Source organism: Amycolatopsis sp. NPDC098790, assembly GCF_044759945.1.
Classification (GTDB): Bacteria; Actinomycetota; Actinomycetes; order Mycobacteriales; family Pseudonocardiaceae; genus Amycolatopsis.
Window position 1 is genome coordinate 496,474 of sequence record NZ_JBIWAI010000002.1, and the last position, 24,015, is coordinate 520,488.

The window sequence follows — 24,015 nt, forward strand, 5'->3', positions numbered from 1 at the left end:
GTGAACGAACTGGAGCTGATCACCGTGAACCACGACGCCCGGCAGCTGCTGGCGGCCTGGAACGACACCACCACCGACGTCCCGGAGGCGGGCCGCACGCTCACCCGGCTGCTCGCCGAGCAGGCGGCCCGCACCCCGGACGCGACGGCGCTGGTGTTCGAAGGCGAAACCCTGACCTACCGCGAACTCCACCGACGGGCCGACGCGCTCGCGAATCTCCTGGTCGAGCGGGGCGTGGGCCCCGGTGTCCTCACCGGCGTCTGCGCCGACCGCAGCCTTGAGCTGGTGATCGCCCTGCTGGGGGTGCTCAAGGCCGGCGGCGCCTACGTCCCGCTCGACCCGGACTACCCGGCCGACCGGCTGGCCTACATGGTCGCCGACAGCGCCGCGCCGGTCGTCCTCACCCAGACCCACCTCGCCGCGAGAATCGACGCCGAGACGATCTGCCTCGACACCCTCGAACTCGGCACGACCACCGCGCCGGAACCCCCGACGTCCACAAAGGACCTCGCGTACGCCATCTACACCTCCGGCTCGACCGGCCGGCCCAAGGGTGTCCTGGTGCCGCACGAAGGCATCGTCAACCGTCTCATGTGGACGCAGGCCGAGTACGGCCTCACCGCCGAAGACCGCGTCCTGCAGAAGACGCCGTCCAGCTTCGACGTCTCCGTCTGGGAGTTCTTCTGGCCGCTGCTGACCGGGGCCACGCTCGTCGTCGCGCGCCCCGGCGGCCACCGCGATCCCGCCTACCTGGCCGAGCTCATCCGCACCGAGCGGATCACGACCGTCCACTTCGTCCCGTCGATGCTGCAGGCGTTCCTGCTCGACCCGGCCGCCGCGACCTGCACCGGCCTGCGCCGCGTCCTGTGCAGCGGCGAAGCCCTGCCCGCCGAACTGCAGGCCCGCTTCTTCGCGACACTCCCGGGCGTCGAGCTGCACAACCTGTACGGCCCGACCGAAGCTTCGGTCGACGTCACGTACTGGGCGTGCAAGCCCGCCGAAACGTCCGTCCCCATCGGACGTCCGGTGTGGAACACCCACACGTACGTCCTCGACGCCGAGCTGAAGCCGGTCGCGCCCGGCGTCGCCGGTGAGCTGTACCTCGCCGGGATCCAGCTGGCCCGCGGCTACCACGGACGGCCCGGCCTGACGTCGGAGCGGTTCGTGGCCAGCCCGTTCACGCCGGGGGAGCGGATGTACCGCACCGGCGACCTCGCCCGCTGGTCCGACGACGGCGCCCTGCACTACCTCGGCCGCACCGACCACCAGGTCAAGATCCGCGGCCTGCGCGTCGAACTGGGCGAGATCGAGGCCGTCCTCGACCGCCAGCCCGGCGTCGGCGGCTCCTGCGTGCTCGCCCGCGAAGACCGCGAGGGCGACCAGCGCCTGGTCGGGTACGTCGTCCCGGACGGCGCCGCGCCCGACGTCGAAGCCCTGCGCGCGGCGCTGGCCGAGAACCTGCCCGAGTACATGGTCCCGGCCGCGTTCGTCGTCCTGGACGACCTGCCGCTGACCCCGAGCGGCAAGCTCGACCGCAAGGCCCTCCCCGCGCCGGACTGGTCCGCGTCACGCACCGGCCGCGCCCCGCGCACCCCGCGCGAAGCGGCGCTCTGCGAGTTGTTCTCCGAGATCCTCGGCGTCGACGGCGTGGGCATCGACGACGGCTTCCTCGCCCTCGGCGGCCACTCCCTCCTGGCCGCCAAGCTCGTCTCCCGCATCCGCGCCACGCTCGGTGTCGAGGCCGGCATCGGCGACGTCTTCCGCGCGCCCACCCCGGCCGGCCTGGCCGAACTCCTCGACGACGCGCCCGAGGCGCGCCCGGCCCTGACCCCGCGCCGCCGTCCCGAGCCGATGCCGCTGTCGTTCGCCCAGCGCCGGCTGTGGTTCCTCGACCAGGCCGACACCTGGAACGCGAGCTACCACATCCCGCAGGCCGTCCGCCTCGACGGCCCGGTCGACGCCGACGCGCTGCGCCTGGCCCTCGGTGACGTCGTCGCCCGGCACGAAACCCTCCGCACGGTCTTCACGACCGACGGCGACGAGCCCGTCCAGCACGTCCTCGCCGAAGGCGAAGTCCCGCTGAAGATCGAACAGTCCACTGAGGACACCCTGGCGGCCGACCTGACCGCCGCCACCGAGGCGGGCTTCGACCTCGCCCGCGAACTGCCGATCCGCGCGACGCTGTTCTCCCTGCCCGGCGACACCGCGGTGCTGCTGCTGGTCGTGCACCACATCGCGAGCGACGGCTGGTCGTTCGCCCCGCTGCTGCGCGACCTGTCGGCGGCCTACACCGCCCGCCTCGAGCAGAACCCTCCGAAGTGGACACCGCTGCCGGTCCAGTACGCGGACTACACGCTGTGGCAAAAGGAACTCCCCGTCGAGCGCGACCTCGCCTACTGGCGTGACAGCCTGGCCGGGCTGCCCGAGGAACTGCCGCTGCCCACCGATCGCCCGCGTCCCGCGGTCGCGAGCCACCGCGGCGGTGTCGTCCCGATGGACGTGCCCGCCGACGTCCACCGCGAGCTGGCCGACCTGGCCGCGGCGGAAGGCGCGACGCTGTTCATGGTGCTGCAGGCCGCGTTCGCCGCCCTGCTGACCCGTCTCGGCGCCGGCGACGACGTCCCGGTCGGCTCGCCGGTCGCGGGCCGCACGGACGCCGCCCTCGACGACCTCGTCGGGTTCTTCGTCAACACCGTCGTCCTGCGCACGGCCACCGGCGGCGACCCGACGTTCCGCGAGCTCCTCGACCGCGCCCGCGAAACCTGCCTGGCCGCGTTCGAGCACTCCGAGGTGCCGTTCGAGCGGGTCGTCGAAGAGCTGAACCCGGCCCGCTCGCTGGGCCGCCACCCGCTGTTCCAGGTCCTCCTGGTGCTGCAGAACAACCTCGCCGCCGAACTGGACCTGCCGGGCGTCCGCGCCACCGGCGAGCGGGTCGACATCGGGTACGCGAAGTTCGACCTGGCCGCGATCTTCGAGGAGCGCGACGGCGAGCTGACCGGCCTCCTGGAGTTCGCGGGCGACCTGTTCGACCGCGCCACCGCCGCCACGCTGGCCGGCCGTCTCCTGCGCGTCCTGGCCGCCGTCGCCGCGAACCCGGACGTCCGCCTCGGCGACCTCGACCTCCTCGACCCGGCCGAGCGGCGCCAGGCCGAGACGGGCGGCCTGCTCGCCCCCGCCGCGCCCGCCGTGACGCTGCACGAGGTCATCGAGGGCTACGCCCGCCGCACGCCGGACCGCACCGCCCTGCTGTTCGAGGACGAGGTTGTCACCTACGTCGAGCTGGACGCCCGCGCCAACGGCGTCGCCGCGCTCCTGACCGGCGTCGAGCCCGGCCGGATCGTCGCCATCTGCCTCGACCGCGGCCCGGACCTGGTCGCCGCGATCCTCGGCGTGCTCAAGGCCGGCTGCGGCTACACGCTCCTGGACCCGTCGTTCCCCGCCGAACGCCGTCAGCTCCTCGCCGAGCAGGTCGACGCGCCGATCGTGCTCGACGACCTGTCTTTCGCGAAGCCCACGTCGGTGGCGCCGCAGAACACGGTGTCCCCGGCCGGCCCCGCCTGCGTCATGTTCACCTCCGGCTCGACCGGCACGCCGAAGGGTGTCGTCGCGTCGCACGAAGCCGTCGTCACCACGATCCTCGGCCAGGGCTACACCGACGACGTCTGGCTGCAGACCGCGCCCGTCTCCTGGGACGCCTTCGCGTTCGAGCTGTTCGGCGCCCTGCTCACCGGCGCCGCCTGCGTCCTGCAGCCCGGCCCGAAACCCGAGCCGGCGCTCATCGCCGACCTGGTCGAGCGGCACGGCGTCACGACGCTGTTCCTCTCGGCCAGCCTGCTCAACTTCCTGATCGACGAGTACCCGGCCGTCTTCACGCGGGTCAGGAACGTCTACACCGGCGGCGAAGTCGCCTCGGTCGCGCACCTGACGAAGGCTTTGGAGACCTTCTCGGACGTGGCGTTCACCAACGCCTACGGCCCGGTCGAGAACATGATCTTCGTCAGCTCGCACCGCGTCACCACAGCGGATCTCGGCGCACCCATCCCGATCGGCGTGCCGCTGAACGGCAAGCGCGCCTACGTCCTGGACGAGCGGCTGCGGCCGGTCGCACCCGGCGTCGTCGGCGAGCTGTACGCGGCGGGCGGCGGCATCGCGGACGGCTACGTCGGCCGCCCCGAACTGACGGCCGTCCGGTTCGTCGCATCGCCGTTCGAGACGGGGGAGCGGATGTACCGCACCGGCGACCTGGTGCGCCGCCGCGCCGACGGCGTCCTCGAGTACGTCGGCCGCGCCGACGACCAGGTCAAGATCCGCGGGTTCCGCGTCGAGCCGGGCGAGGTCCGGACCGCGCTGGGCACGCACCCGGCGGTCACCGAATCCGCCGTCGTCGTCCGTGAGGACCGGCCCGGCCAGAAGCTGCTGGTCGCCTACGTCGTCGGCGAGCCTGCCGACTTCCGCGCGTACCTCGCCGAACGGCTGCCGGAACACCTGGTGCCGAGCGCGTTCGTCCACCTCGACGCGCTTCCCCTGACCGCCAACGGGAAACTCGACCACCGCGCGCTGCCCGCACCCGAGCGCGTGAGCACGACCCGCGCGCCGCGCACCCCGCGTGAGGAGGTCCTCTGTGGACTCTTCGCCGACGTCCTCGGCGTCGAGGCGGTCGGCGTCGACGAGGGGTTCTTCGCCCTCGGCGGGCACTCGCTGCTCGCCGCCCGGCTCGTCGCCCGCATCGGCTCGGTGCTGGGTGCCCGGATCGGCGTCGCCGACGTCTTCCGCGCGCCGACCGTCGCCGGCCTGGCCGCCGTCCTGGAGAGCGCCCGGGCCGCTCGGCCCGCCGTCGTGGCCCGGCCGCGGCCGGACGTCCTGCCGCTGTCGTCGGCGCAGCGCAGCCTGTGGTTCGTCGAGCAGCTCGACCAGGCCGGCGCGACCTACAACGTGCCCCGCGCGCTGCGGCTGACCGGCGCCCTCGACGTCACCGCGCTGCGCCGGGCGTTCGCCGACGTGGTCGAGCGCCACGAGGCCCTGCGGACGGTCTTCCCGGACACCGACGGCGTGCCGCGCCAGGAAGTCCGGCCGCTCACCGAACTGCCGTGGACCGAAGGAGCGGTGGACGTCGCCGAGTTCGCCGCGCGCGAGTTCGACCTGGCCACCGACCTGCCGATCCGCGCGGCGTTGCTGCGTGAGGAGAACGACCACGTCCTCGTGATCGTCACCCACCACATCGCGAGCGACGGCTGGTCCTTCGCGCCGCTGCTGCGTGACCTGTCCACCGCGTACGCCGCCCGCGTCGCCGGGGAGACTCCGAAGTGGACTCCGCTGCCGGTCCAGTACGCGGACTACGCGCTGTGGCAACAGGAGCTGACCGACGACTCGCTCGGCTACTGGGCCGAAGCGCTCGCCGGGCTGCCCGACGAGATCAGCCTGCCCTTCGACCACCCGCGCCCGCCGGTCGCGAGCCACCGCGGGGCCACGCTGCCCGTCCGTCTCGACGCGGACCTGCACGCCCGGCTCCTCGACCTCGCCCGGGGCGAGCACGCAACGCTGTTCATGGTCCTGCAAGCCGGGTTCGCCGCGCTGCTGTCCCGCCTCGGCGCCGGGGACGACGTCGCCGTCGGCACCCCGTCGGCCGGCCGCCCCGACGCCGCGCTCGACGACCTCGTCGGGTTCTTCGTCACGACGCTTGTCCTGCGCACCGACCTCAGCGGCGATCCCACTTCCACGGAACTCGTGCGGCGGGTCCGCGAAACCGCGCTGACCGCGTTCGACCACGCCGACGTCCCGTTCGAGCGGGTCGTCGAGCGGCTCAACCCGGCGCGGTCGACCGCGCGGCACCCGCTGTTCCAGGTCATGCTGGCGCTGCAGAACAACGTCGCGACCAACCTGACCCTGCCCGGCCTGGCCGCGGCGGACGTCCCGGTGACGACCGAGACCGCCAAGTTCGACCTCACCCTCAACCTGGAGGAGAACACCGGCGCCGAGGGGGAACCGGCCGGCATCGGCGGGTACCTGGAGTACGCGACCGACCTCCTGGACGAAGGCACCGCGGCCGACCTCGCCGCCCGGTTCGTCCGGCTGCTCGAGACCGCCGTCGAAGCGCCCGAGATCGCCTTGTCCACAGTGGACCTGCTGTCGGACGGCGAGCGCACGGCCATCGAGACGGCCAACCGCGAGACGGCGCTGCCGCTGCCGGACACCTCCGTCATCGAGCTGTTCGAAGCCCAGGCCGCGGCCACCCCGGACGCGCCGGCGCTGGAGTTCGGCGCGACGACCTTGACCTACGCCGAGCTGAACACCCAGGCCAATCGCCTCGCCCACCACCTGGCGTCCCGGGGCGCCGGGCCCGAGCGGTACGTCGCCCTGGCCCTGCCGCGCGACGAACAGCTGATCATCGCGATGCTCGCCGTGCTCAAGACCGGCGCCGGCTACCTCGCGCTCGACCTCGAATACCCGGCCGACCGCCTGGCGATGATGCTGGAGGACGCCGACCCGGCCATCGTCCTCCACAGCGACGACCTCGTCTTCGCCGACGAGACCGGCAACCTCGAGCACACGGCGTCGCCGGACAGCCCGGCGTACGTGATCTTCACGTCCGGCTCGACCGGCCGCCCCAAGGGCGTCGTCGTGCCGCGGCGGCCGCTGCTGAACTTCCTCCTCGACATGGTGGACCGGTTCGGGATGACCGCCGGCGACCGGCTCCTCGCGGTCACGACCGTCGGCTTCGACATCGCCGGCCTGGAGATCTTCGCGCCGCTGCTCGCCGGGGCGACCGTCGTGCTCGCGAGCCGTGACGACGTGCGCGACACCCGCGCCCTGGCCGCGCTCGCCGAGGACGTCACGCTCCTGCAGGCGACGCCGAGCCTGTTCCACGCCTTGCTGGCCGAGCCGGTCGACCTGTCGGACGTGCACGTCCTGGTCGGCGGCGAAGCCCTGCCCGACGACCTCGCGGTCGCGCTGCGGGCGCGGGCCGCGTCGGTCACCAACATGTACGGCCCGACCGAGACGACGATTTGGTCGACGACCGCCCGCGTCGGCGAAGGCTCGCCGACCATCGGCACCGCCATCGCGAACACGCAGGTCCACGTGCTCGACCGCGCGTTGCGGCCGGTGCCGCCGGGGGTGCCGGGTGAACTGTACATCGCCGGGGACGGTGTCGTGCGCGGCTACCTCGGCCGGCCCGACCTGACCGCGGACCGGTTCGTCGCGTCGCCGTTCGCGGCCGGGGAGCGGATGTACCGCACCGGCGACCTGGTCGCCCGCCGCCGCGATGGCGAGATCCGGTTCCTCGGCCGCGTCGACCACCAGGTCAAGATCCGCGGCTTCCGCATCGAGCTGGGCGAGATCGAGGCCGTGCTGGCCGCGCACCCGGCGGTCGCGCTGCGCGCGGTCGTCGTCCGCGAGGACCGGCCCGGCGACAAGCGCCTGGTCGCCTACGTCGTGCCCAGCGAGCCGGTCGACGCCGAGGAGCTGCGCCGCCACCTGGCCGCCGCGCTGCCCGGGTACATGGTCCCGTCGGCGTTCGTGCTGCTCGACGAGCTGCCCCGGACGCCGAACGGCAAGCTCGACCGCAAGGCCCTGCCCGCGCCGGCCCTCGAAACCGGCGCCGGCCGAGTGCCGCGGACCGCGCGCGAGCACGCGTTGTGCGAGCTGTTCGCCGAGGTCCTCGGGCTGCCCGAGGTCGGCATCGACGACGGCTTCTTCGACCTGGGCGGCCACTCGCTGCTGGCCACCCGGCTGGCCGGGCGGATCCGCGCGGTGCTCGGCCTCGACGTCACCGTGCGGGCGCTGTTCGCGACCCCGACGGTCGCGGGGCTCAGCGAGAGCCTCGGTGACGCCGTCGCGGCGCGCCCGGCCGTCACGCGCCGGCCGCGGCCGGACCGGCTGCCGCTGGCGCCGGGTCAGGAGCGGCTGTGGTTCCTGGCGCGCATGGACGGTGAAGACACCGCGTACCACATGCCGATCGCGCTGCGGCTGCGCGGCGACGTCGACGCCTCGGCCCTCTCGTCCGCACTGTCCGATGTGGCCGGTCGCCACGAGGCCCTGCGCACGTACTACGCGGAGGACGAGACCGGTCCGTACCAGGTGGTCCTGGACTCCTTCGAGGTCCCGTTCGAGGTCGTGCCCGGCACCGGCTCCGTCGCCGAGGCCGCGCGGACGCCGTTCGACCTGGCCGCCGCGCCGCCGGTGCGGTCGTGGCTGTTCAGCGAGGGGAACGAGCACGTCCTGCTCGTGCTGACCCACCACATCGCGGGCGACGGCTGGTCGATCCCGGTCCTGCTGCGCGACCTGGCCGACGCCTACGCGGCCCGGCTGGGCGGCCTCGCTCCCGAGTGGACACCGCTGCCGGTGCAGTACGCGGACTACACGCTGTGGCAACGAGAACTCGACAGCGACCTCGCCTACTGGGCGGACGCGCTCGCCGGGCTGCCGGAGGAACTGCCGCTGCCGTACGACCGCGTCCGGCCCGCCACCGCGGACCACACCGGCGGGTCGGCGGCGGTCGAAATCCCGGCCGAGCTGCACGCGCGGCTCCTGGAGCTGGCGGCCGGGCGGCGCGCCACGCTGTTCATGGTCCTGCAGGCCGCCCTCGCCACGCTGCTGGCGCGGTTCGGCGCCGGGGACGACATCCCGATCGGCACCCCGGTCGCCGGCCGCCCCGACCCGGCGCTCGACGACCTCGTCGGCTTCTTCGTCAACACGGTCGTGCTGCGCACGGACCTCGGCGGCGCACCGACGTTCGCCGAACTGGTCGAGCGCGTCCGGGAAGCCGACCTGAGCGCGTTCGAGCACGACGACGTCCCGTTCGAGCGCCTGGTCGAGGAGCTGAACCCGGCCCGCTCGGCCGCCCGGCACCCGCTGTTCCAGGTGATGCTGGTGCTGCAGCAGGACAACCCGCCGGTCGCACTGTCCGAAGTGGAGTGTGCGCCGTACGAGGTGGCCCGCGCGGTCGCCAAGTTCGACCTCACCCTCGCTCTGGAGGAACACAGCGGGGGAATCACCGGTGCCTTCGAGTACGCGACCGCGCTGTTCGACGCCGCCACCGCCGAGCGCCTGGCGACGGCGTTCGTGCGGCTGCTGGAGCAGATCGCCGACGCTCCCGCGAAGCCGGTGACGGCCTACGACGTGCTCACCTCCGACGAGCGTGACCTCGTGCTGGCGGCGGGCAACGCCGTCGAGGCCGAGCCGCTGCCGCAGGACTGCCTGCACACCATCGTCGAGCGGCAGGACCCCGGCGCCGTCGCGATCCTGTTCGAAGGCGAGTCGCTGACCTACGGCGAGCTGAACGCCCGCGCCAACGAGGTCGCCCACCACCTGCTCGACGACGGCGTCCGCCGCGGCGAGGTGGTCGGGGTCCTGATGGAGCGCGGCTTCGACTTCGCGATCGCCGTCCTCGGCGTGCTCAAGTCCGGTGCCGCGTACACCCTGCTGGACCCGAGCTACCCGGCCGAGCGGCTGGCCGCGGTCACCGAACAGGCGGGCGTGCAGCGGGTCCTGAAGGCGCTGCCGAGCCACGCCGACCGCACGAACCCCGGCGTCGAGCTGACCCCGGCCGACCTGGCCTGCGTCATGTTCACGTCCGGCTCGACGGGCGTTCCCAAGGGCGTCGCGACGTCGCACCGCGGGGTCGTCGCCACCATGGGCCAGGGCTACGCGACCTTCGACGCCGGCCAGGTGTGGCTGCAGTGCGCGCCGGTCTCGTGGGACGGCTTCGCGCTCCAGCTCTTCGGCGCGCTGCTCTACGGCGGTCGCACGGTCCTGCAGCCCGGCCAGAACCCCGAGCCGGAGCGGATCGCGGCGCTGGTCGTCGAGCACGGCGTCACCGTGCTGCACGCGTCGGCGAGCCTGTTCAACTACCTCCTCGACCAGGAACCGCAGGTCTTCACCGTGCTGCGCCGGGCGATGACCGGTGGCGAGCCGGCGTCGGTCGAGCACGTCACGAAGGCGCTGCGCGAGTACCCGGACGTCAAGCTGATCAACGGGTACGGCCCGGCCGAGAGCATGGGCTACACGACGTTCCACCCGATCACCGCCGCGGACCTCGGCGGCACGGCCATCCCGATCGGCCGGCCGGTGGCGAGCAAGCGCGCGTACGTCCTCGACGCGCACCTGTCGCTCGTCGCCCCCGGTGTCACGGGCGAGCTGTACCTCGCGGGCCACGGGCTCGCCGACGGCTACCGCGGCCTGCCCGCCGCCACGGCCGAGCGGTTCGTGGCTTCGCCGCATCTGCCGGGGGAGCGGATGTACCGCACCGGCGACCTGGTGCGCTGGCGCGCCGACGGCGTCCTCGAGTACGTCGGCCGCGCGGACGACCAGGTCAAGGTCCGCGGCTTCCGCGTCGAACCCGGCGAAGTGCGGGCGGTGCTGGCGCGGCACGACGGCGTCGAGCAAGCTGCGGTCGTCGTCCGCGACGGGCGGCTGATCGGCTACGTCGTCGGCTCGGCCGAGCCCGCGGTTTTGCGGGCGTACCTGGCCGAGCGGCTGCCCGACTACCTGGTGCCGTCGGCGATCGTGCCGCTGTCCGAGCTGCCCCGGACCGCGAACGGCAAGCTCGACCGCCGCGCGCTGCCCGCGCCGGACTTCGCGGCGGCGTCCCGGCGGCGGCCGCGGACGGTCACCGAAAACGTCCTCTGCGGACTGTTCGCCGAGGTGCTCGGGCTGCCCGAGGTCGGCGTGGACGACGGTTTCTTCGACCTGGGCGGGCACTCACTGCTGGCTGCCCGGCTGATCGGCCGTGTCCGGGCCGTGCTCGGTGTCGAGCTGGGCATCCGGGACCTGTTCCGCACGCCGGCCGTCGCCGGGCTCGCCGAGGTGCTCGGCGACGCGGCTCCGGCCCGGCCGCCGGTGGCCCGGCGCGAGCGGCCCGAGCGGCTGCCGCTGTCGTTCGCGCAGCAGCGGCTGTGGTTCGTCGACCAGGCCGAGGAGGCCAACGCGGGCTACGACGTCCCGCGTGCGCTCCGCCTGCGCGGTGCCCTCGACGTGGCCGCGTTGCAAGCGGCGTTGACCGACGTCGTCGAGCGGCACGAGTCGCTGCGGACGGTGTTCCCGTCGCAAGAAGGCGAACCGTGGCAGGAGATCTTGACGTCCTTCGAGGTGCCGTGGACGTTCGTGGAGTCCACTGAGGAGGGTCTGGACGACGTCCTCGCCGAGGCCGCCGCGCACGTGTTCGACCTGCGTGCCGAGCTGCCGATCCGGGCGCACCTGGTGACGGTGTCCGCCGACGACCACGTCCTGCTGCTGGTGCTGCACCACATCGCGTCCGACGGCTGGTCCGCCGCGCCGCTGTGGCGCGACCTGGCCACCGCTTACGCGGCTCGCCTCGACGGTCATGCTCCACAGTGGACACCCCTGCCGGTGCAGTACGCGGACTACACGCTGTGGCAGCGGGAAGTCCTCGACGAACCGGAGATCGCCGGCCAGCTGGCGTTCTGGCGCGACGCCCTCGCCGGCGCACCGGAGGAGCTGGCGCTGCCCGCCGACCGGGTCCGCCCGGCCGTCGCGAGCCACCGCGGTGGCTCGGTGGAGTTCGCGCTCGGCGCGGACGTCCACAAGGGACTGACCGAACTGGCCCGGGGGAGCGGCGCGACGCTGTTCATGGCGCTGCAGGCCGGGTTCGCGGCCCTGCTGTCCCGGCTCGGCGCCGGGGACGACGTGCCGCTGGGTACGGCCGTCGCGGGGCGTGGCGACACCGCTCTGGACGACCTCGCCGGGTTCTTCGTCAACACCCTGGTCCTGCGCACGGACGTCTCCGGGCAGCCGACGTTCCGGCAGCTCTTGACCCGCGTTCGCGACGCCGGGCTGGCCGCGCTGGCGCACGCCGACGTCCCGTTCGAGCGGGTCGTCGAGGAGCTGAACCCGGCGCGCTCGGCCGCCCGCCACCCGCTGTTCCAGGTGATGCTGGTGCTGCAGAACAACGCGACCGCGCAGGTCAGCCTGCCCGGGCTGGCCACCGAGGGCGTCACGGTCCGCCGGGACGTCGCCAAGTTCGACCTCACCGCGGGCATCGAGGAGAACCACACCCTCGATGGCACCCCGGCGGGGCTGAGCGGTCAGCTGGAGTACGCGACCGACCTGTTCGATGCGGCCACGGCTGCCGCGATCGCCGAGCGGTTCGCCCGGTTCCTCACCGCGGCCGTCACCACGCCGGACGTGTCCGTGGCAGACCTGGACGTGCTCGGCGCCGGCGAACGAGCCGAACTGCTGGCTTTCGGCTCGACTCAGGTGACCGCGCCGGCCATGCGGCTGCACGAGCTGGTCGAGCGGCAGGCGGCCTGGGCGCCGGACGCGACCGCGCTGGTCTTCGAAGGCACGCCGCTCACCTACGGGCAGCTCGACACCGAGGCCAACCGGCTCGCCCGGCACCTGGTGGCCGAGGGCGTCCGGCCGGGCGACCTGGTCGGTGTCCACATCGGACGCTCGCCGCGGCTGGCCGTCGCGCTGCTCGCCGTGCTCAAGGCGGGGGCCGCGTACACCGTGCTGGACACGGACTTCCCGGCCGATCGCCTGGTCGGTGCGTTGCGGCGGACGTCGGCCGCGGTCGTGCTCACGGACGGGCGTGACCTGCCCTGGAAGCGGATCGACGTCGTCGAAGACGCGGCCGCGATCGCCGTCCGCGACGGCGGTGTCCTCGGCCTGCCGGGCAGCCCGGACGACCTCGCCGTCGTCATGTTCACCTCCGGCTCCACTGGTGTGCCGAAGGCGGTCGCGGCCCCGCACCGCGCGGTCGCCGGCACGCTGACCGGCCAGGACTACGCCGGGTTCGGCCCGGACGACGTGTGGCTGCAGTGCGCGCCGGTGTCGTGGGACGCGTTCGGCACGCAGCTGCTCGGCCCGCTGCTTTCGGGCGGCACGGTCGTGCTCCAGCCGGGGCAGCGGCCCGAGCCGGCGTTGATCGAGGAGCTGGTCGTGGCGCACGGCGTCACGGTGCTGGACGTCTCGGCGAGCCTGTTCAACTTCCTGGTCGACGAGCACCCGGCGGTGTTCGCGACGGTCCGCCGCGCGATGACCGGCGGCGAGGCGGCCTCGCCCGCGCACCTGGCGAAGGTGCTGCGGTCGTACCCGCACGTCGCGGTGGTCAACGGGTACGGCCCGGCCGAAACGATGGGCTTCAGCACGTTCCACGAGGTCACGGCGGTGGACGGGCCGGTGCCGATCGGCCGGCCGCTGACCGGCAAGCAGGCGTACGTCCTCGACGCGCGGCTGCGGCCGGTGCCGGCGGGGGTCGTCGGCGAGCTGTACCTGTCCGGGGTCGGCACCGCCTGGGGTTACCTGGGCGCGCCGGGGGCGACAGCTGAGCGGTTCGTGGCTTCGCCGTTCGTGGCGGGTTCGCGGATGTACCGGACGGGTGACCTGGCTCGCTGGACCGCGTCCGGTGTCCTCGAGTACGCCGGCCGCGCCGATGATCAGGTCAAGATCCGCGGGTTCCGCGTCGAGCCGGGCGAGGTGCAGGCCGTGCTGGCCGGCCACGACGGGGTCACGCAGGCCGCGGTCGTGGTCCGGGACGGGCTGTTGGTGGCGTACGTCGTGGGGACCGTCGATCCGGCGGTGCTGACGGAGTTCGCCGCGGCGCGGTTGCCGGAGTACCTGGTGCCGTCGGTGATCGTGCCCTTGGCGGAGCTGCCGCGGACCGCGAACGGCAAGCTGGACCGGGCGGCGTTGCCCGCGCCGCAGCGGGTCGTCGCCGGGCACGTGGCTCCGCGTACTCCGATCGAGGTCGCGCTGGCCGCGATCTGGGCGGATGTGCTCGGGGTTCCGTCGCCGGGCGTGGAGGACAACTTCTTCGCGCTGGGCGGGCACTCGCTGCTGGCGGCGAAGGTGACCGGCCGGATGCGCACGGAGTTCGGCGTCCGGCTGGGAGTGCGGGCGCTGTTCGAGGCCCCGACGATTGCTTCGTTGGCCCGGCTGGTGCCGGACGCATCCACTGTGGACTTCGCGCCGATCCCGGTGCGTGGGCACGGGGTTCGCACGCCGTTGTCACCGGTGCAGCGGGGGTTGTGGTTCGCCGAGCGGCTCGCCCCGGGCTCGGCGGAGTACTTGGTCCCGTTGGCGTTGCGCATCGGGGGAGACCTCGACGTGGCGGCATTGGCGGGCGCGCTGTCGGCGGTAGTGGCCCGGCACGAAGTGCTCCGGAGCCGGTTCGTGGAAGCGGACGGGGAGCCGGTGCAGGTGGTCGACCCGGTGCGGCAGGTGCCGCTGCCGGTCATCGACGTGACCGACATCGACGCCTTCGTCCGGTCGCAGGTCGAGGTTCCGCTCGACCTCGAGCACGGTCCCGTCTTCCGGGCCGCCCTCGGCCGGATCTCGGACACCGACCACGTCCTCGTCCTGCTCCTGCACCACATCGTCGCCGACGGGTGGTCCATGGGCGTCCTCGCAACCGAACTTCGCGACCACTACGCCGGTGTCAAGCCCACCGCCCTGCCCGTTCAGTTCGGCGACGTCGCCACCTGGCAAGCCGCCGCCGATGACCAAGCCGGGCTCGACTTCTGGCGCCAAGCCCTCGACGGCATGCCGCACGTCGCCGAGTTGCCCGCCGATCGGCCGCGGCCGCTCACCCGGGACATCGCCGGCGCCAAGACCCCCGTGCACGTCCCCGCCGAGGTCGTCGACCGCCTGCAGAAACTCGGGGCGAAGCACGGCGCCAGCCCCTTCATGACCGTCCTGGCCGCCTTCGAAGTCCTCGTCAGCCGCTACACCGCCATGCGGGACTTCGCGATCGGCACCCCGGTGTCGGGCCGCAGCCACCCGCAGATCGAGCCGCTCATCGGGCACTTCGTCAACACCGTGCCGCTGCGCGCGGACCTGACCGGCGACCCCGCCTTCACCGACCTCCTCCGCCGGGTCCGCACCACCACGCTGGCCGCGTTCGACCACGACGACGTTCCCTTCGACCGGATCGTCGAGCTCCTCCGCCCGCAGCGCGACCTCACCCGCACGCCCCTCGTGCAGATCGTGTTCGCCCTGCAGAACAACGAAAAGGCCGGCTGGGCACTGCCCGGGCTCGACGTCGACAAGCTCGACGTCGACACCCAGGTCAGCAAGTTCGACCTCGAACTCGCCCTCGCCCAGGACCCCGGCGGCGCCCTGACCGGCATCTTCGAGTACCCGACCGCCCTGTTCGACGCCACCACCATCGAGCGCCTGGCCGGCCACTTCACGACTCTCCTGCAACGGATCGCCGAGGCACCCGAAACCCCCGTCGGCGAGCTGGACCTCCTGAGCGAGACCGAGCGGAACCACCTCGTCCACGGCGTCAACGACACGGAGGTCGCCTACGACGAGGACGTCTGCCTCCACCACCTCATCACCGAGCAAGCGAAAAAGACTCCCAACGCCATCGCCGTCGAATACCTCGACGACCACATCGACTACGCCGAACTCGAACGCCGAGCCGGAGTCCTCGCGGCGCGGCTGGTCGAGCACGGCGTCGGCCCGGACGTCCCGGTCGGCCTGCGGATGGACCGGTCCATCGACCTCATCGTCGGCCTGGTCGCCATCCTCAAGGCAGGCGGCGCGTTCGTCCCGATCGAGACCGACGCCCCCGAACCCCGCGTCCTCGGCATCCTCGGCGACGCCCACTCGCCGGTCTGCCTGGTCAACGAAGGCGCGCCGGCACCGGAAAGCAGCGAGGTCACCTTCCTCGAAGTGTCCGATTTGGACGGCGAAGCGCCGGATACGACAGACACCACCCACCCCGACAACCTCGTCTCGATCTACTACACCTCCGGCTCCACCGGCAAGCCGAAGGGTGTCGCGAGCACCCACCGCGGCTGGGTCAACCGGCTCCGCTGGCACCAGGACACCTATCGGCTCCAGCCGGGCGAAGGCGTCCTGCAGAAGACGACCCTGGTCTTCGACGACGCCGCCGTGGAATGCCTGTGGCCGCTCATCGTCGGCGGGCGCGTCGCCCTGATCCCGCCGGGCCTGCACCGCGACCCGGCCGCGATCCTGGCCGGCGCGATCAAGCACCGCGTCGCCAACCTGCAGTTCGTCCCGAGCATGCTGACGCTGTTCCTGGAGCAGCTGACGCCGGCCGACCGCGCCGCGCTCAGGACCGTCCGCAACGTCATCACCAGCGGCGAAGCCCTCCAGCCGGAACTGCTGAAGCTGTTCTTCGACCGCCTGGGCGACACCGCAACGCTGCACAACCAGTGGGGCGCCACCGAAGTCTCGATCGACTCGACCATGCGCGAATGCCTCCGGTCCGATTTGGACGGCGCGGGCTCGGTCAGCGTCGGCTCGCCGATCGCCAACAACCAGATCCACGTCCTCGACGAGCACCTGCGGCCGGTCCCGGTCGGCGTCCCCGGTGACCTGTTCATCGGCGGCGTCGGGCTGGCCCGCGGCTACCTCGGCGACCCGCGCAAGACGGCCTCGGCGTTCCTCGCCAGCCCGTTCGAGCCCGGCGAGCGGCTGTACCGCACCGGCGACCGCGGCCTGCGCACCCCCGACGGCGCGCTGACCTTCCTCGGCCGCCAGGACTCGCAGGTCAAGATCCGCGGCATCCGCGTCGAGCCCGGCGAGGTCGAGCAGGTCCTCCTGGAACTGCCCGGCGTCCGCGAAGCCGCGGTCACGGTCTGGCAGCCGGTGCCGGGCGACAAGCGGCTCGCCGGGTACGTGACCCCGCAGGCCGGCGTCACGCTCACCGAAGCCGAAATCCGCGAGCAGCTGCGCGACCGGCTGCCCGTCTACCTCGTGCCGACGGCGCTGAGCGTGCTGCCCGAGTTCCCGACCACGACCAGCGGCAAGATCGACCGCAAGGCGCTGCCCGCGCCGGCCGCGGCCGGCGCCGAGTACCGCGCTCCGGAAGGCCCGGTCGCGGAACTGGTCGCCGAAGTCCTGCAGCACGTCCTCGGCGTCGAGCGGGTCGGTGCCGACGACAACTTCTTCGACCTGGGCGGACACTCCCTGCTCGGTGTCCGGGTGGTCGCCGAGCTGCGCAAGCGGCTCTCGGCGGACATCCCGATCCGGCTCATCTTCGACTCGCCCACGGTCGCGGAACTGGCCGACGCCGTCGCCCGCGCCACCAAGCGCGAGTTCGAGGCCATCCCCAAGCGGCCCGACGGCCCGGCGCCCCTGGCCGGGGTGCAGGTCGGCATGTGGCTGGCCGACCGGATGGCGCCGTCGAGCGCGGAGTACCTGGTGCCGAACGCGGTCCGCCTCCGCGGTCCCCTCGACGTCGACGCCCTCGCCGCGGCCCTGACGAAGCTGGTGGCCAGGCACGAGATCCTGCGGACCCGGTTCGTCGAGATCGACGGCGAGCCGAAGCAGGTCGTCGACGCGGCCGGCCCGGTCCCGTTGCCGGTCACCGAGATCGACGAGATCGCGCCGTTCCTTCGGCCGCACCCCATCGACCTCGCCACCGGGCCGGTGTTCGCCGCCGCGCTCGGCCGGCTCGCCGACGACGACCACGTCCTGGTCCTCTCGGCGCACCACATCGTGCTGGACGGCTGGTCGGAGGGCATCCTCGCCGAGGAGCTGCGTGACCTCTACGCCGGTGCCGACCTGCCGCCGTTGCCGGTGCAGTACGCCGACGTCGCGGCCTGGTCCCAACCGACCGAGGCGGACGTCGAGTTCTGGCGGACGCAGCTCGCGAGTGTGCCGCAGGTGGTGCAGCTGCCGACCGACCGCCCGCGGCCGCCGGTGCGCGACCCGCGGGGCGCGCGGTACGAGTTCAGCGTGCCCGCCGACCTGGCCGCCCGCCTCGGCGAGGTCGGTGCGCAAGCCCGGGCGAGCCTGTTCATGACCCTGCTGGCCGGGTTCCAGGTGCTCGTCGCCCGGCACACCGGGCTGCGGGAGTTCGCGGTCGGCAGCCCGGTCGCCGGCCGGGACCACCCGGACACCGAGCGGCTCATCGGCCAGTTCGTCAACACCCTCGCCCTGCGCGCCGACCTGACCGGCTCGCCCGGCTTCACCGAACTGCTGGACCGGGTCCGCGAAACGGCGCTGAACTCCTTCAGCCACCAGGAAGTCCCGTTCGACCGGGTCGTCGCCGAGCTGCGGCCCGACCGCGACCCGAGCCGGAACCCGTTGGTGCAGCTGATGTTCGCGTTGCAGACGGTGTCCGAGGGCGGCTGGGAGTTCGCCGGCCTGGACTGCGAATCCGTCGGGGTCGAGACGGGCGCGGCGAAGTTCGACCTCGCCATGGTGCTGCGTGAGCAGGCCGACGGCACGGTCGGCGGCGTCCTCGAGTACCCGGTCGCGTTGTTCGACGAGGACACGGTCGCCGCGTTCGCCGAGCGCTACCTGCGGCTGCTGATCGGGTTCGCGGCCGAGCCGCACCGGCCGGTCGACCGCGTCCCGATGCTCGACGCGGCGGAACTCGCGCCGCTGGACGACACCGCTCCCGGTGGGACGTTCGCCGGGCTGGTCGAAGCGCAGGCGCGGCGGACCCCGGACGCTCCGGCCGTCGTGGCCGGACCGGATTCGCTCACCTACGGCGAACTGGACGCGGCGGCCAACCGCGTGGCCCGGGTACTGCGGAGCCAAGGCGCCGGCCCGGAGAAGGTGGTCGCGCTGCTGCTGCCACGCTCGGCCGACCTGGTCGTCGCGCAGCTCGCGGTCGTCAAGACCGGCGCGGCGTTCCTCCCGATCGACCCGAGCTACCCGGCCGAGCGCATCCGCTACATGCTCGACGACGCGAACCCCGTGTTGACGCTCGAAGAGCTGCCGACGTCCACAATGGACGACAGTCCGCTCGACGTCGAAGTGAAGCCCGAGAACGCGGCGTACGTGATCTACACGTCGGGTTCGACGGGACGGCCGAAGGGCGTCGTCGTCAGCCACGCAGGCCTCGGCACGCTGGTGGCGAACACCATCGCCGCCTACCGGGTGGGCCCGGGCGATCGGGTGCTGCAGTACGTCTCGCCGAGCTTCGACGCCTCGATCCTGGAGCTGTGCGCGTCCCTGATGACCGGCGCCGCGCTGGTCGTCACCCCACCCGGCCCGCTGCTGGGCGACCAGCTGCGGGACGTCCTCGCCGAGGGCCGCGTGACGCACGCGCTGATCCCGCCCGCGGCGCTGGCCACCGTCGAGGACCCGGACCTGCCGGACTTCCGGACGGTCGTGGTCGGCGGCGACGTCTGCCCGCCCGAGCTGGTCGCGAAGTGGGCGCCGGGCCGCCGGATGCTCAACATGTACGGCCCGACCGAGGCCACGGTCGTCTCGACGGTGTCGGAGCCCTTGGTGGTCGGCGCCGCGGTGACCATCGGCCAGGCACTGCGGCACACGCAGGCCTACGTCCTGGACGACCGGCTCCAGCCGGTGCCGCCCGGCGTCGCGGGTGAGCTGTACGTCGCGAGCCCGGGTCTCGCCCGCGGCTACCTCGGCCGGCCGGGACTGACGGCCCAACGGTTCGTGGCGAACCCGGCCGGTGGGCGGATGTACCGCACCGGCGACCTCGTCCGCCGCACCCGCGCCGGGGACCTGGAGTTCCTCGGCCGGACCGACGACCAGGTCAAGATCCGCGGCTTCCGCATCGAGCTCGGCGAAGTCGAGTCCGCGCTGCGGGCCCACTCGGCGCTCACCGCGGCGGTCGTGCTCGCCAAGCCCGACCCGGCAGGCCAGAAACGCCTGGTCGCCTACGTCGCCGGCGACGTGACGGCCGCGGACCTGCGGACGTTCCTCGGGCAGCGGCTGCCGGAGCACCTGGTGCCGAGCGCGTTCGTCGTGCTCGACGAGCTGCCGGTCAACGCCAGCGGCAAGCTCGACCGCGCCGCGCTGCCCGAACCGGCCGAGGAGACGGCGGACTACATCGCCCCGAGCAGTCCGGAAGAGCGGCTGATCGCCGACATCTGGGCCGAGGTCCTGGGCGTGCCCCGCGTCGGGCTCGGTGACGACTTCTTCGCCCTCGGCGGGCATTCCGTGCTCGCCGCCAAGGTCCGCATGCGGCTGCAGGCCGCGTTCGGCGTGGACCTGCCCCTGCCCGTGCTGTTCCAGACCACCACGGTCGCCGCGCTCGCCGCCGTGGTCCACACCGAGATCGAGGCCGAGCTCGCCGGCATGTCCGAGCAGGAGCTCCTCGACTCCCTTTCCGAGGAGGCCAGCGCATGACCACGTTCGACATCCGCCCGGAGGCCGACGCCGAGCGCGCCGCGCGGCTGCGGGCCGCGGTGCTCGCGAAGCGGCTGCGCGGCCGGGCCGCCACCCCGGCCCGGGCGTTCGGCCCGGCCGACCGCGGTGGCCCGCTGCCGCTGTCGGCGGGCCAGCAGCGCCTGTGGTTCCTCGACCGCCTCGACCCGGACAGCGCCGAGTACGCGGTGCCGCTCCTGCTGCGGCTCGACGGCGCACTCGACGTCGACGCGCTCCGGCGGTCGCTCGACGCCCTGGTGGCGCGGCACGAGATCCTGCGCACGACGTACACCGCGGAGGACAACCGGCCGCGCCAGGTGATCGGGGCTCCGGCACCGGTCGACCTGCCGGTGGTCGAAGGCGACCTGGACGCGGTACTGACCGAGTACGTCAGCCGTCCCTTCGACCTCGCCACCGGCCCGGTGTTCCGGGCGCTGCTGGTGCGGGAAGCGCCGGAGCGGCACGTCCTGGCCCTGAACGTCCACCACATCGCCTGCGACGGCTGGTCCCTGCCGATCCTGATGGACGACCTCCGCAAGCTCTACACCGGTGCCGAGCTGCCGCCGATCGAACTGTCCTACGCGGACTTCGCGGCCTGGGAACAGTCCCGAGTGGACGCGTACACCGCCGACCTCGCGTACTGGAAGGAGCGGCTGGCGGGCCTGGAGACCCTGGAGCTGCCCGCGGACCGGCCGCGGCCGGCCCAGCGCGACCACCACGGCGCGTCGGTCCGCTTCACCATCCCCGCCGGCGCCGCCTCCGCCGTGGTCGAGCAGGGCAAGGCCGTCGGCGCGACGCCGTTCATGACCCTGCTCGCCGCCGCGTACGTCGTGCTCGGCCGGCACACCGGCCGCACGGACATCGCGGTCGGCACCCCGGTCGCCGGCCGCGGCCGGGCCGAACTGGAGCACATGGTCGGGTTCTTCGTGAACACCGTCGTCGCCCGCGGCGACCTGTCCGGCGACCCGGACTTCGCCACCCTCGCCGACCGCGTCCGCGTGGCCCGGCTGGCCGACCAGGCGCACGAGGACCTGCCGTTCGAGCGGCTGGTCAAGGAGCTGGCGCCGGAGCGCGACCTCGCGCACACCCCGGTCGTCCAGGTCATGTTCGCCGTCTACGACTCCTCGGACGGCTCGCCGGACCTGGGTGACTTGCGAGTGTCAAGTGTGGACCTCCCGTCGACGACGGCGAAGTTCGACTTGATGATCTCCTTCGTCCGGCAGGCCGACGGTTCGGTCGAAGGTGTGCTGGAGTACGCGACCGCGTTGTTCGACGAGGTCCGGATGGCGCGGATGGGCGAGCACTTCGTCCGGCTCTTCACCGAACTCGCCGGGAAGCCCGGCGTCCGGCTGTCCGAAGTGGACGTGCTCGGCGCGGACGAGCGGAAGCTGCTCCTGGAAACCTGGAACGCCACCGCCGAGCCCTACCTGCGCGGCACGCTGCACGGCCGGATCGCCGCGCAGGCTGCGTCCACTCCGGACGCCGTCGCCGTCCGGTGTGGACAGACCGAGTTGACCTACGCCGAGCTGGAGGACCGCGCCACCCGGCTGGCCCAGCGGCTGCGGACACACGGTGTCGGCGTCGAAACCCCGGTCGGCGTGCTCTGCGAACGCGGCCCGCTGCTGCTGCCGGTCCTGCTGGCCGTCCTCAAGACCGGCGGCCACTACATCCCCTTGGATCCGGCCTATCCGCAGGACCGCAAGGAGTACATGCTCCGCCAGGCCGGCGCTCGCGTGCTCGTCACCACCCGCCGGTTCGCGGGCGAAGACCTGGGCGAGGTCAAGCTCCTGGCCGACGAGCCGGTCGCCGACGACCCCGTACCGTGGCGGGACCCGGTCGTCGACCCGGAGAACCTCGCGTACATCATCTACACGTCGGGCTCCACCGGCCGCCCCAAGGGCGTGATGATCAGCCACCGCGGCGTGCTGCACTACCTGGACTGGTGCCGCCAGGCCTACCGCGCCGACGAGGGCGACGGCGCTCCCGTCCACTCGTCGCTCGCCTTCGACCTCACCGTCACCGGGTTGTTCCTGCCGCTGCTGTGCGGCACGACGGTGACGCTGGTGCCGGAGGACGAGCACCCGGTCGCCGGCCTCGCCGACGTCTTGTCCAGCGGCCGGAAGTTCAGCTTCGTCAAGCTCACCCCTGCCCACCTCGAACCGCTGCGCCGCTGCCTGACGCCGGAAGCCGCCGACGCCGCCGCGCACCTGGTGGTCGGTGGGGAGCAGCTCACCGCCGAAGCCCTGGAGTTCTGGCGCGAGAACGCCCCCGACGTCGTGGTGGCCAACGAGTACGGCCACACCGAGACGTCCGTGGCCAACGTGATCAACCTGCTGCCCGCCGCCGACTGCGTGACCACGCCGATCTCGGTCGGCCGGCCGATCTGGAACACCGAGGTCTACCTCCTCGACGAGCACCTGCGGCCGGTTCCCGCCGGCGTCACCGGCGAGCTGTACGCGGGCGGTGCCGGCGTCGCGCGCGGCTTCGCCGGCAACCCGGGGCTGACCGCGGCGAAGTACGTGCCGAACCCGTTCGGGCCCGGCCGGCTCTACCGCAGCGGCGACCTGGCCCGTTACCTGCCGGACGGCCGCCTGGAGTTCGTCGGCCGCACCGACCACCAGGTCAAGGTCCGCGGCTACCGCATCGAGCTGGGCGAGATCGAGGCCGCGCTGGTCGGCGGTCCCGGCGTCATCGAAGCGGTCGCGGTGGTCCGCGACGGCGCGCTCGCCGGCTACGTCTCGCCGTCCACTGTGGACTCCGACGAGCTGCGGGCGCACCTGTCCGAACGCCTGCCCGAGTACATGGTCCCGGCGACTCTGACCACATTGGACACCTTGCCGCTGACGTCGAACGGCAAGATCGACCGGGTCGCGCTGCCGGCCCCGGACGCGGCGCCGGTGTCGACGTCCGGGGTGCTCCCGCGTGACGAGCTGGAGATGGCGCTCGCCAAGCTGTGGGAGGACCTGCTCGGTCGCCGCGTCGGTGTCACGGACGGCTTCTTCGACGTCGGCGGCCACTCGCTCCTGGCGGTCGTGCTGGTCGACCGGGTCAAGGCCGAGCTGGGCGCGACCGTCGGCCTGGCCGAGGTCTTCCGCGCGCCGACTATCCGGGCCCTCGCGGACCTCATCCGCGCCGGGGACAACGGCGGGGGACTGGTCGTGCCGCTCTCGCCGGGACGCGCGGGCGTCGCGCCGCTGTTCCTGCTGCCGCCGACGGCCGGCAGCCCGTTCCCGTACCTGCAGCTGGTGGCCGAGCTGGACCCGGCGCTGCCGGTGTTCGGCCTGCAGGCACCCGGCTTCGCGCCCGGCGAGGACCCGGTGCACACCATCGAGGAGCTGGCCGCGGCGTTCGTCGCCGACCTGCTGCCGGTGGCAGGGGACCGGCCGATCCGGCTCGCCGGTTGGTCGCAGGGCGGTTCGGTGGCCTTCGAAATGGCCGCCCAGCTGGAAAAAGCGGGCCGGCCGGTCGAGCACCTCTGCATCATCGACGCCACCGTGCTCGGCGTCGACGACTACGGCAACCCACTGCCCGAAGTGGACACCAGCGACCCGCTGGCCTGGTTCGGCGAGGCCGTGCTGAAGCTGGCCCCGGGAGCTGTCGACACCCTCGACGAGATGCTCGCCGAAGCCCGCGATCGCGGCATGGTGAGCGAAGTCGCGGGCAACGCGGTCGTCGAGCAGATGGCGCGGGTCTACCTGGCCGGCAAGGACGCCGTCGAGGCCTACCGCTGCCGGGCGGTCGTCGACACCGGCATCCACCTCATCACCTCCACCGGCACCCACCCGGTGAAGGGCCGCCCGGAGGTGCGGCCGGAGAGCTGGCGCGCCCGCACGCGCGGCGAGCTCACGGTGACGCCGGTTTCGGGCCACCACTGGGACATGGTCGAACCGCCGCACGTGGCGGAGCTGGCCCGGGCCGTGCTGGCCGGGCTCGCCGTGACCGCCGACGAGTGAA

The 24,015-nt window shown here is 73.1% G+C and carries 2 protein-coding genes; both read left to right on the plus strand.

All coding sequences use genetic code 11. The features are described 5' to 3' along the window. On the plus strand, positions 1 to 20,043 hold the full coding sequence (locus ACIQWX_RS15955) for a non-ribosomal peptide synthase/polyketide synthase (protein WP_400870624.1): 20,043 nt from the start codon (positions 1 to 3) through the stop codon (positions 20,041 to 20,043). Beyond that, the gene (locus ACIQWX_RS15960) at positions 20,040 to 24,014 is read left to right on the plus strand and encodes an amino acid adenylation domain-containing protein (RefSeq protein WP_400870627.1); all 3,975 of its coding nucleotides are present in this window, start codon (positions 20,040 to 20,042) and stop codon (positions 24,012 to 24,014) included. Before ACIQWX_RS15955 ends, ACIQWX_RS15960 begins: the two co-directional genes overlap by 4 nt. The last annotated feature ends 1 nt before the right edge of the window (position 24,015 follow it).